The following is a 12,333-nucleotide window of genomic DNA, read 5'->3' on the forward strand; positions in this document are numbered from 1 at the left end:
CGCTGTAGCGCGGGGGGATATCAATGGCTCTCCACGATATCGTTGGGCGTGAACAGAGACACATCCGAGCGCTCGTCAGCAACCGCTCGCAGGCCGTCAGAGAATCCTGAACGAGCGAAGCAACAGTAGTGGTAACTCAGAGTACCACCCTCAGGTGGTGTCCAGTCGACCTGCGCAGCGCTCCGCTCTAGGTCCGCAAGGTCGCCTTCGTTCATTTCTCGCTGCGTGTACTTGCATTCCCCAGCGACGAGTGTGCCGTCACTCGCAAGGCCGACAACGTCCAGTTCGTGATGCTTGTGCCACCAATAGCCAATCCCGTGGTAGGTCTTGGGAACTAACGACGGGAGCGCATTCTGACAGACGAGTTCGAACATCGAGCCCATGTAACCGGAGAACGAAGGTGCGATCAACTCCTCGAAAGCATTGTCACCGAGCTGGGCGAGTTTCCCTTCTTGACCGTACACATAACGGAACCAGAACCGAAACAGCGGTTCATTCAGTCGATACCGGCTCTTTCGGGTCACGTTGGGATTTGCTGTCACCGGGATATTCCGCGTGACCAACCGAAGTCGACGGAGCTTCGCGAGATACGATCCGAGTGCGTTCGAATCGATACCGACGAAGTTAGCAATCTCATTCGCCTCGCGCTTTCCTGTCGCAATCGCGCGGAGGACTGTGTAGTAGGTCTGTGGCTCTCGAATCCCAAACTCTGTCCGGAGGAGGAACTCTGGCTCGTTGTGGAGAATACCGTGTTCGGAGAGGACGTGTGTCTGGATGTTCTCCGCGAGCGATGCCGTTGGGGTGAGCGCCTGAAGATAGTACGGCGTCCCACCGAAGACGCTCCACGTCTCAATCGTTGTCTCTGGGTCGTCCGTGGGGTACAGCTGTCGTGCGTCGGCCAACGCAAGTGGTGGGAGGTCGATAGCTCCGGTCCGGCGTCCGTACAGCGGGCTCCCGCCTCCGAGTACTTTCTCTTCCATCACGCTGATCGACGACCCGACGAGTACCAACGACGCCGCCGTCTGTTCGAGATGGAGGTCCCAGACCCGCTGTATCTTCGAGGGAACTGCCTCGTCGGATTCGATCAAGTACGGAAACTCGTCGATAACAACGACTGCGTCCTGCCGCCCAAGCGTCTTGAGAATCGTCTCCCAGTCACGCTTGATATCGTCAACGACCGGGCACGTCTCGCGAGCGGTCTCGACGAAGCTTGCGAGCTGTACGTCCGGAGTCTCCTCGGTTGCCTGCCAGTACACCGCATCGTCTCGGTCACGAATTGCTTCACGGACGAGCGCACTCTTTCCAAGCCGCCGGCGGCCATAGATAACGAGCAACTCCGCCGTATCACGATCGAACCGGGATCGAAGAAACGAGAGTTTGTCGTCGCGGTTGACGAAGGAGGGCCGAGACATAGTCCGTGTTTGGCTTGGGAGGTGATAGTCGTTCTGATTATCTTAATCGTGATTTTACTAATCGTGATTTTACTAATTCAGAGGTGACTCGTTGAAGAGGTCCTTGACATCCCAACTCAGCGGCGCGGTGCCGTGAGATACCCGCGTTGACGAGACGCTCTGCGTCTCGTTCGCACACCAGAACGCTCTGCGTCCTGGGGACGCCTTCAGGCGCGGGAGGATGTCAGTCGAACAGCGCCAACACATCAGACGGGGTGAATAGATGGACATCATCGCGCTGTGCTGTATCTTCCACAAGATCGTCCGTGAAGCCAGACCGCGAAAAGAGTCCGTACTCAATATCTCGATCAGAACCTTGCCAACGCACGTCCGGTTCAGTCCCTTCGAGGTCGTCTAGGAGTGACTGACCAACAGAACTAGTAGTCCACTTGCATTCCCCAAGGAAGAGCGTCTTGGTGTGAGGGTTCAACCCAACTACGTCAATTTCTTGCTCGTTGTACCACCAGCGGCCGACTCGGGAACTGGAAACGGGGAATGACGGCGTTCGGGCAGCTTGTCGACAGACTTCTTCAAATGCGAAGCTTGTGTGCGTTGGTAATGTCTCAGCAATCGATTCTCGAACGGGGTCGGTTCGGCCTTGTTCGAGGGTTCCTCGGTTCGGCGAGACGTAGCGGAACCAAAACCGGACGAATTGGTCAGTCAGCGTGTAGACACCGCGTCCGTCAGGATCTGTGACTGGTGTTTCGCGCTCGACGAGCGCTAACTGAGTCAGGTTTTGGAGATACCGTGAGATACCGCTTGCCTTCTTCTCGATACGATTCGCGATATCGGTCACACGAGTTGCACCGTTGGCAATCGCTTCAAGAATTGCCATGTAGGTGGTCGGTTCTCGGAGTTCCTGTCGGAGCAGAAATTCAGGCTCTTCGTAGAGGAACTCACCCTTCGAGAGGATGTGCTGTTCGATGTTCGAAAAGAGGTCTTGAGTTCCGTCAAATTGCTCGAGATAGGCTGGAACCCCACCGAGTACACTGTAGGTCTGGATTGTTGTGTCAGCATCATACTGAGGGAAGAATTTCGATACGTCACCGATAGTGAGTGGTTCAAGTCGCCACTGTCCAGTTCGGCGCCCATAGAGGGGACTCTCGTAACTCAACACACCTTCTTCCATCATCGAGATCGACGAGCCTAGGAGAACGATTGAGATGTCTGTGTCAGCGAGTACCTCGTCAACGATGGTCTGGAACACCGATGGGATGGTTTCGTCTTCCGCTACGAGATAGGAGAATTCGTCTAATGCGACGACAAACGGGCCGTCAACTCGACCCTTAAGATACCGAAATGCGTCTAGAAATGTGTCCACATCGGGTGGAACATCGTCAAAGTGGTCCGCACACTGACGTGCAAATTGCGTTGCGTTGTGTTCCGGACCTCGTTGGTCACAAAGGTAGTAGTGGGTATCCTGGGCTAGCGAATCGAGTGCGGTCGTGACGAGCGTCGTTTTTCCTACTCGACGGCGGCCATATATGACGAGAAACTGCCGGTCATTTCGCCTGAGGTGTGAGGTCAGCCATTCCAATTCCTGCTCTCGATTGATCATTATGCAGTAGATTATATTATCTTGTGCATAAGATTTGTGGTGGAGTTTGAATACCGTGATTTCATCCCGGACTGGGCGGTATCCGAAAAGCGCTCGCGGGGCGCAGAAGGCGAGCGAGGCGTGTCGTTCGTACTACACCAGACTACCGGTAGACGCCGTCAGCTCCACAACAGACGACGGGCGGGATTGAAAGGGCCGGACGGCATGCCCTGACGACGCAAGCACCGCAGGAACGAGGCGCGCAGCGAGTCGTGGCCGTCGAGCGTCCGGGGGCTTTCGTGGATCATTCAACTGACGGTGCCATCGATATCTGGGTCCAAAGACAGCACTCATAACGTGGCACGACACCCGCATTCCGATCAAAAAACGACGAGAACTAAGTTGGGAGCCTTGTCTACCTGAATCAAGGAGAGAGTCCCGCCGTTCACGGCGGGCGTGAATCCGACAACAAGGACACAACCGCCGACAATGCTCAGTCCGGGGTATCCAAGTTCTCCGCCGCGTGGAGCAACATCCCCTTCCACGTCAGCCCGTTGTGCCGCTTAATCGCCCGTAACCGCTCGTACTGTTCGTCATCCTCTATCTCGATTTGGACCGTCGTTGCCATGTCACCATTGATTAACCATTGGTTTATCAATGTGGTGCACGAACCAGTAGTTGATGAAGCGGACCAACACCTTCGAGGTGGTTCCTCTGTCCGACGCGGACGAGGTGTTGCTTCGACGCCTATTGGACGCTTCTGCCGCTCTCTGGAACGAGATCAACTACGAGCGCCGCGAACACTACGCCGACTCCGACGCGGACGTATGGGACATCAGCGAGTATCGCGGGCGCTACGGCGGCACGCTCGGGGCTTCGACCGTTCAGCAAATCGAACGGAAGAACCGCGAAGCGTGGCGGTCGTTCTTCGCGCTCCAAAAGAAGGGCGAAGCAAACGGCAAGCCCGGATACTGGGGCAACGCCGAGGACGGCCGCGAACTCCGAACGTACATTCGGAACACGTCGTACTCTGTCGAGTGGGGCGAATACTCCCGGCTCGAAATCCTCGTCGGCCAAGACCTGAAAGAGGAGTACGGTCTTGGATACCGCGAGAGGCTTCGGCTCGAAGTCCGGGGCGAACCAAACTGGAAAGAGTACGACAAGCAAGGCCGGTTGGAGTTGTTCTGGGACGAGACTGCACAGACGTTCAGGGCCTTTCAGCCAGTCACCGTAGACAATTCTCGGCTGGCACACCCACTGGCGGACGAAACCGCCGCTCTGGATATTGGTTCGAACAACCTCGTCGCCTGCACGACCACGACCGGCACGCAACTGCTGTACGAGGGGTGCGACCTGTTCGAGCGGTTCCGCGAGACGACGCGAGAAATCGCTCGTCTCCAATCGCTCTTGGACGACGGCAGGTACAGCAGTCACCGGATACGCTCGTTGTACCGCCGTCGGACGCGCCGACGCGACCACGCCCAAGACGCACTCGCACGTGACCTCATAGAACGGTTGCACGACGAAGGCGTCTCCACGGTGTACGTTGGGGCACTCACAGACGTACTCGACACGCATTGGTCGGTCGAAGCGAACGCGAAGACGCACAACTTTTGGGCGTTCCGGCAGTTCATCGACCGACTCGCCGGTACCGCCGAGGAGTATGGTATCTTGGTGGAGGTTCGTTCGGAAGCATGGACCTCTCAAGAGTGTCCGAACTGCGGTTCAACAGATCGGACAACACGCCACCGCGACACGCTGACGTGCCCGTGCGGTTTCGAGGGCCACGCAGACCTCACAGCGTCCGAAACGTTCCTGAGACGTCATCAGAACTCAGAACGTTCTGATTGGCGAACGAGACACGCTGTGTCTCGTCAACGGCAGACCGACGTAGCACGGCCGATGGCACGGCCCGTGCGCCTCAAGTGGAACGACCACGACTGGTCAGAGTCACCACGCTCTTGTTCCAACGAGGAGCGCACGAACCCGCAAGTTGCCTCCGTGGGTCGGTAAGCGATACCCCCAGCGAGAGGAAACCCGGCGTTCGCGCCGGGGAGGATGTCATGCGCTGTCCTCGAACCATCGGACGTCAAGGCGAACGTCACGAATCGACTCTGTGCTCTGTGTCAGTTAGAAGTCAATCCCGACCCCAATTATCAAACAATAATGTAATGCCATCTAGTTTTATTTCTGAAACCACAGGTATAGAAGATATTATGTCCACTGTGTGGGATTGAAACTCGTTATTTCGTCTACAACCGACCGAGCCTTCATCCGCCTCTCGCCAACTGCGAATACGTTCACCCCTTCGACGGTTACAGCACAGTTTACCCGACTGTACTACCTGTTAGAAACGAATCACAAGCCAGCCACTCTCGAATGGTTACTCGTCACTGATGGATCGAACGCAGACACGATCGAGTACGTCCTGAGCGTCGACACCGCACTCGCCCCAGCGATCGAAGCGTGGTGTCGAGAACTCGTTCCGAACTCGTTCGATATTTCGACTACAACGACAGACCCACTACGTTGTCTCTCGCCCGCTGACGCTGACGCCGATCCAGACGATGGGGACCTCAAATCGTATTCACCACCACGATACCGAGCAGTCGAGTTCGTAGGCGTCACAGACCGACGCGAAGACTGGCAAACTACACTCACCGCATACGACGAGTTCACCGACGAACACAGTCAGCTACCACTCGCAACGGTGGTGAGTGCGCTCGCCAGCTCATCGGTTCCGATGGCGGTCCAGATACTCATCACACCGTATCCAGACTGGCGACACCACGCCCTCGACAGAAAACAACGACTCAAACGCGGCCGAGATACGGTCTTCCAGCGATTCGTCGAAGACTGGCTTGTCTCGACAGACCCCGAGACCAACGTCTCTGACCCAGAGGTTCGCTCACGCGTGGCTGCACTCGAAGAAAAAGACGCACAACACAGCTTTACAGTCACTGCTCGGGCAGTCGCGGTGACGACCGACCAACGTGCACAATTACCCGACTTCACCCCAGTCACCACGGCATTTTCGCATCTCAATGGTGACCACTACCGAATTGAAGGTCGGACACACCACGGCGAAGACGCGAACTCAATCTACGACTCACTACGCAATCGCGTCACGATCGACCCAGAACACTCGAAGTTTACTGCGAGACTTCCGTGGACCGAAAATGCCAGTCGTGGACTCGTCATGGATGGGCGAGAACTCCCGTTGGTGTGTCTCGTAGATGCAGCCACCCTCCCGACAACAGCCCACCGTGCCCTTGCGCCCACACCGACTGACGAACATGGTCTGCCACGCCCGCCACGTGATCGACTCGAGCGATATCGAACAGCGGGATTCACCCTCGGCCATGCACAGACGGCCGACGGTGATGCCGAAGCCGTCTCCATCTCACTGCCGCCAGCACTCCAACCCCTCCATGTTGGTATGTTCGGCCGGACCGGATCTGGCAAATCATCGAGTCTGGTTGCGGCGCTTCTCGAGAATCACGCAGCAACAGATGGCGCCGATATCCTCATCGACCCCAAAGGCGACGGAATGGCCGACGACTATCTCCGAGCACACTATGCGAAATACGGCTCACTCGATGATGTCTACTACTTCGATTGCACAGAGACGCTCCCCGCGCTGTCGTTTTTCGATATTCGCGACCAACTCGATGCAGGTATCGACCGGACGACTGCTGTCGAAGACGTCGTCGACCACTACATCGATATCCTGATCGGCATCATGGGTCGCGGCCGATTCGAACAGGCGGTTCGGTCACCCGACATCATTCGCTATGTTCTCAAAGCGATGTTCGATCCGATTCATGGGTCGAATGCCTTTAGCCATCGTGAGTTCCAGACAGCAGTCGCCAGATTGCACGAAACGCGCGACCCACCACCGGTGGTGGATGAAGATCTCCAGGCCATGCTCGCCGGTGTCGCCGCCAACTCGAAGCGCTCGTTCGACGAGCTCATGCAAGGGGTTGCAAACCGTGTCGAGAAAATCCCACTCGATGCTCGGCTTGCACAGGTCTTCAATCATATCCCAGCCGACGAGAGCGACGATCCGAGCTTCGATCTTCGGAGACTCATCGACGAAGATGCAGTCATCATTATCGAGACGGGCGGGCTCAGGCCGGCCTCACAACGGGTCATCACGCTCGTCATTCTCTCGGCATTGTGGACTGCCCTTCGCCGGCGGACCCAACAAGGTGACGACGAGACAGACCACCCACTCGTGAATCTGTATCTCGAAGAAGCCGCGCAGTTATCGACGTCATCGCTCTTGTCAGCTCTCCTTGCCCAGTCTCGTTCATTCGGCCTCTCGGTTACCCTGGCGATGCAGTTTCCGGCACAACTCAGAGAAGCCAATCCAGAGGCCTATCGCGAAGTTCTCAATAACGTCTCGACGATTATTACAGGGAACGTCGCAGTCGACCCACAGTTCAGTCGGCGATTTGCAACAGCCGAGCGTCCCGCAACGGAGGTGCAAACCCGACTCCGTGCGCTTCGTCGTGGACAGTGGCTCGCAACGCTCCCTGCGGGATTTGGAGACCCAGAACCACAGCCGTTCGTCCTCCAGAGCCCACCGCTCCCTGCTGGCCATCCAGAAAGCGAGGCCCCGTTTTCACCCGCTCGTGAGACAGCATACACAACAGCACTCGAGTTGTGTACTGCTCGATCTTCCCACGCGTCTGGGATCGATGTCTCGGGAATTGGCAGTCGAACCACCCACACAGAGCGAACACACACGTCACTGGGCCACCGCGAAGCAGCACCACTTGATGAGTCCGCAGCGTCACCACACCATACGACGACTACGTCCGCACAAACACCCCCATCGCCCGCCGCAGACGCTCCAACGGAACCATACCCAGATCGGAACGCACCAACGCCCGATGCCCGTATCAACTCTGCGCTGCCCTATACGTCGCGTCTCCCACCGATGGTTGTGTATGACCCTGAAGTTCACGTCGTCGTCTGTGAGGAGTGTTCAACTCGATACGACCCAACACTCACAGGCATCAAAAACGCCGTCGAGTGTTGTCACAGCCTCGACGACGTTGACCGTGATGACATCCCAATCTCACAGCTCCCACTCAAACTTTCGGCAGTCGAACGCGGCAGTAGTGCCTTTACCGACGCACAACTGCGGTTCCTCCAAGCGGTCTACTCTGCACATCAGCGTCGATTCGACCCCGAGTTCGAGTACGACCTCTTGTATGACAGCATGGTTCGTCTGCAAGAATACACCGGCATCAGATATCAGGAAGTCCAAGAACTCATCGATGGCGGGTCTCTTTCGGTCGATTGCACATATCCACACAAGCTCTACACAGTTACACCAAAAGGTCGGCGTGCGATTGCAGTTCGCCATCGCGAAGGTATTGCCCACGGCCACGGTCGAGGTGACCTGAGTGAGTCGAGTCTCCACGTCGTCATGGTCGAACTTGGCCGGCGGTATCTCGAAGCACAGTTCGTTGACGACAATGACTCAGCAGCTGTCGAAGCTGTCGCATACTACGAACACGAAGGCTCGCGTCTCGATGCGGTCTGTCTCGATGAGGATGGCGACATCGCCGTCACACTCGAAGCTGAGCGAGCGAATCACGATATTTTGACTGCTGTTCCAGACGACTACGATAAGATGGCTGCGTGCGATCCCGAAGCAGCGGTGTGGGTGGTGAAGAATCGAAGTGATGCACATGAGGTCCTTCGTGCACTTAACGAGCCAAACGAGGGCCACCCACGCGTCGAAAAGACCTACAGTTCGAATTCGCCGCCATCGTCGTTCAAGATTCACCAACCCGGATTCACCGAGATGCGCACGCTACAGGAGTTGCAGTAGGGTCGATCTCACAAACGAGAACACCAACGAAACAGAGCTATCGTCTGAGCCACCCAAACAGCGACCACCCACGACCACTCTCTTCTGTCTCGTCTCTCGTATCGACCGCCGCTTCCAGTTCACGTCGCCGTTCACGCTCGGCTTCCAACTCCGCCTGTAATCGTTCGTTCTCTTCGAGAGTCACTTCGAGATGACTCCGCAGGTCTTTGAGCCGTTCAATGTGGTCGGCGTCGCGAGCTGCGGCTGTCTTTGCACCGTCGGTTGGCGTGGCCGATGGTGGGTCGTGTGGCGTCTGGTGGTCCGCACGTCCAGTTCCATCTTGGGTGGTGTCTGTGCGCGATGTTGAACGAGGTGCTGCAGTCGATCTCTGTGAAGGCTTATAGAAATCCGACGTACCTGAGACCGACCGCTCAATGGTCTTTTCTCCGTACGTCGACCCATCGGCGAAATGAACGTCATCCCATTTCTTGCGATACAATCCTGAGTCACAGAAGAGTCGGTCGATCTGTGCTGCGTCGCCACCTGTCCAAAACGCCAGGATCGAACACAGTGCCATGTCTGCTTCTGAGTGGCTGTCGTACGCGCTGGTGTCTCCTTTCCACAGTCGACTGAATTTCGGGCCGTTTGCTGCGTTCGATGCCCGTTCGACCACATCTTCGTCGGTGAGGGCGTTTCCTGGCGTGTCGGCAGCACTCGATTTCTGAGTCGCGCTGTCTGTGTTCAGTGGTTGTGTGCCGCGCTGGGTGTGTTGTGTCTCGAAGTACGCACTGTGGATTGCGGTGAGTTCGTCCGTTCGGTCGGCAACTGTCGTGGGCGTCTCGTCAACGTGGTCGCCAGTCACCGTGAAGAATCGCGCGTCTTCGTAGAGTTCGAGGTTTCCGGTTCGATTGCCACCAGGGGGGAGCGATCTACGGACGATGATGTGATAGCCCGTTCCTGACGGACTGACCTCTGTATACGACGTGAGCTGGTTGATGATCTCTGTGGCCCATTCGTCTGTCTCGCCCGTTTCGCGACTGCGGCATTTGTCGAGGTCAACACCGACATACGAGTCGTCGTCGCTGAACACGAAGCCAACACCGTCTGCCGCGTCGTCTGTTGCATACGCGAGCGCTTTGTTGAACGTCGTCCACGTCGCCGCATCGGTTGCAGAAGCGTAGCCGCCGTTCACCGATACTGGAACCTTCGTTTCAGCTCCACCACGTGTCTGTTTTCGCCATCCGACCCATTGCTCTCGTTTGAGGAGTTCGTCGGGAAGTGTGTCGCGTGCAGGAAGGGGCGGCGTCATCGGTATGCAATGGTCTCGGGGACACGTAGATAGCTATTTCGTGCTGCTACACCGCTGGGTCGATTCGCCTGCGTTCCTACACCTGTGTAGAAATAGAAATTCGTCAAGACACCCACTACAGCCCCATATTACAGGGGTGTACATCCACGACGATTTTCCGTAAGGGATGTAGTCAGCTGTGACTTGATTGGGTGTAGACACGCAGTGGGAGGCTACTACCTCGATGTGAGAATCGTACGCATCGATTCTTCGATTTCGGCGTCTGAGCCGCTCAAACATGAGCATCACAGTGAGAATCGGATCACCCCCCTTGTCGAAGGTCGCTTCTCATCCTCTGGTATTCGAGTATACGCGAGACGTCTATTCACCAGCACACCACACCGAACAGGTGGTGTATCACCGATTTTCTAATCCTCGATTGGCGTCGATTGACCGGAGTTGATGCCTGCTCATCGCTGGTCATCGTCGCGTCTCAAGCCGAGAGCCGAACGCACCGAACCCCCGTCTTTCGACTGCTTCGACCGGCTTTTCTTGTGTTCGTCTCGACTCGAAGAGGAGGTTCTGACGCCGGTGAGCTAACTAGAGTACGTGACGAAGCCGAGAGGGGTCAGCAGTTGCCAATGTGAGGTCTATTGTTGCGGGACAGACGGTGGGGTGTACTCCAATCGAAGCAGAGGTGTAGTGAGTCACAAAGCCGCAGGTAGCACGGCCACACTCTCACGAGACCATGGCACTGAAAAGGGATCTTGCTGCTGGTGACTACTGAACCGTCTTACGAGAAATCTTATTTCGGCACTGCCGTTTAATTATATTCAAGCGTGAGTTTCGTTCCTCGAGGATCAAACAGCCCAACCATGAGCAAGTTGGGTGGGGTAGTTCACTTGCTCACTAGATGTACTTTCTCAGCCTCATCGAGTTGTTGACTCACAGACACGGCTGGCAGACCCGCTCGACACCCTCTTCAAACGAAACTGACTCACCGCGCAACTTGCGCCATCCGTTCCGACCGGCAAAGCGACTCCGCGAGGAAGGAGACCGACCGCAAGTAGAGAGGACGTATGCTCGTCGCCGTGGGCTGGGTGCGGCCGGTCGACCGCCGACAACGCCGTCAACGCTGATTCCAGTCCCGAACGCGGGATAGTCCGTCACGAGGACGAGTGCAACGACGAACCCGCCGGTCCCAACTGCAACCGACGCCACATCGACGCCGAGTCGATACCGGTGTCCCGTCTTCGTCCGCGCGCATACTGCCCCACTCGCCGAGCGTAGTGATAACTGACGAGGTATCACAGCCATTCAGTTGCCACACCAGGCCGGGCGCGGTCGAGCGGCGTCCACAACGATAACTGACCGCTCGGTCACGAGGGCCGACGAAGTAGAGTCAGAAACCGGGGGTGACCCCGTCGTCGTTGCTTCGACGAAAGAAGCGTCACCGAGCAACGCTCCGACACCGAGGGACGTGGCGAACACGATCAGACCCGCACAGACGGCCGAGAGAGTTGCTGACCAGCGGTCGAGACGCCGGGCGCGGGTCGTCACCACCGGTATCGCGTAGCTCCGCCCTCGTGGCCACGCCACTGGAGACGACCCACTGCGTCAACGCCCACAGAGTGCGACCACCCGACAGCGGCAATGTCGACGCCGAACGGTCGGCGGACGTTCCGCATCGCGCGCGGCCGCGTCCCGGCGAAACGGCGGAGCCGAACCAGTCCGGTGCCTTCGAGAGGCCCGTTCGACACGGATTCGGAAAACCGAGCCGAGGCGTTCCCAGCGAGCGACAATCACGAAGTGAGTTGATACGGCCCGTGGGCGTACCACTACGTAGAGGTGAGAAAGATGATCGAAACGGCGACCGTCGTACTCCAGTGGGGTGGACACGGTCCGATGGGTCCCCACGGCGGCCACGGGGTCGCCGCGGGGGGCGCGACGGCCACCGGCGGCATGGGACTGTGGTGGCTCGCGGTCGGTCTCCTCCTCCTGGTCGTACTCGCAGGGGTGGGTCTCGCGTACGTCAGTCGCGCACGAGCGGGGAGTACCGAGACGAATCCTCCGAAAAAAGCCGACAGCGCCATGCAGGACCTCCGAACGCAGTACGCGCGCGGCGAAATCGACGACGAGGAGTTTACGAACCGAGCGGCCACGTTGAATCTGGAGTGGGGATAGACGGGGGTTCACGCAGAGAACCCGTCGAACGTATCAAAATCAGATA

7 protein-coding genes are annotated in these 12,333 nt (G+C 57.4%); 3 read left to right on the forward strand and 4 right to left on the reverse strand.

Features of this window, described 5'->3' with window-relative positions; translation table 11 throughout:
* Window positions 1–20: 20 nt before the first annotated feature.
* The 3 genes from C441_RS15995 to C441_RS20540 all read right to left on the reverse strand — a co-directional run bounded on the left by C441_RS15995 (window position 21) and on the right by C441_RS20540 (window position 3,616).
* The gene (locus C441_RS15995; RefSeq protein ID WP_007276026.1) at window positions 21–1,412 is read right to left on the reverse strand and encodes an ATP-binding protein; all 1,392 of its coding nucleotides are present in this window, start codon (window positions 1,410–1,412) and stop codon (window positions 21–23) included.
* Between the two features lie 223 nt (window positions 1,413–1,635).
* The gene (locus tag C441_RS16000; RefSeq protein WP_049920647.1) at window positions 1,636–3,009 is read right to left on the reverse strand and encodes an ATP-binding protein; all 1,374 of its coding nucleotides are present in this window, start codon (window positions 3,007–3,009) and stop codon (window positions 1,636–1,638) included.
* Between the two features lie 472 nt (window positions 3,010–3,481).
* Complete coding sequence (locus C441_RS20540) at window positions 3,482–3,616, reverse strand: hypothetical protein (RefSeq protein ID WP_007276028.1); 135 nt, start codon at window positions 3,614–3,616, stop codon at window positions 3,482–3,484.
* A gap of 53 nt (window positions 3,617–3,669) precedes the next feature.
* Between C441_RS20540 and C441_RS16005 the strand changes: the two genes are divergently transcribed.
* Entirely contained in the window at window positions 3,670–5,001 is a 1,332-nt protein-coding gene (locus C441_RS16005; RefSeq protein WP_007276029.1) for an IS200/IS605 family transposon protein TnpB, read from the forward strand.
* A 214-nt stretch (window positions 5,002–5,215) separates the two neighbouring features.
* A complete protein-coding gene (locus C441_RS19615; protein WP_239640846.1) occupies window positions 5,216–8,836 on the forward strand; it encodes a type IV secretory system conjugative DNA transfer family protein in 3,621 nt (1,206 codons plus the stop codon).
* Between the two features lie 37 nt (window positions 8,837–8,873).
* Here the strand turns inward: C441_RS19615 and C441_RS19240 are convergent, their stop codons facing one another.
* Window positions 8,874–10,124, reverse strand: a complete 1,251-nt coding sequence (locus tag C441_RS19240) for a phage NrS-1 polymerase family protein (protein WP_007276033.1) — start codon at window positions 10,122–10,124, stop codon at window positions 8,874–8,876.
* 1,884 nt (window positions 10,125–12,008) lie between these two features.
* Between C441_RS19240 and C441_RS16025 the strand changes: the two genes are divergently transcribed.
* On the forward strand, window positions 12,009–12,287 hold the full coding sequence (locus C441_RS16025; protein WP_239640847.1) for an SHOCT domain-containing protein: 279 nt from the start codon (window positions 12,009–12,011) through the stop codon (window positions 12,285–12,287).
* The last annotated feature ends 46 nt before the right edge of the window (window positions 12,288–12,333 follow it).

This window comes from Haloferax sulfurifontis ATCC BAA-897, assembly GCF_000337835.1.
In the GTDB taxonomy this organism is placed as follows: domain Archaea; phylum Halobacteriota; class Halobacteria; order Halobacteriales; family Haloferacaceae; genus Haloferax; species Haloferax denitrificans.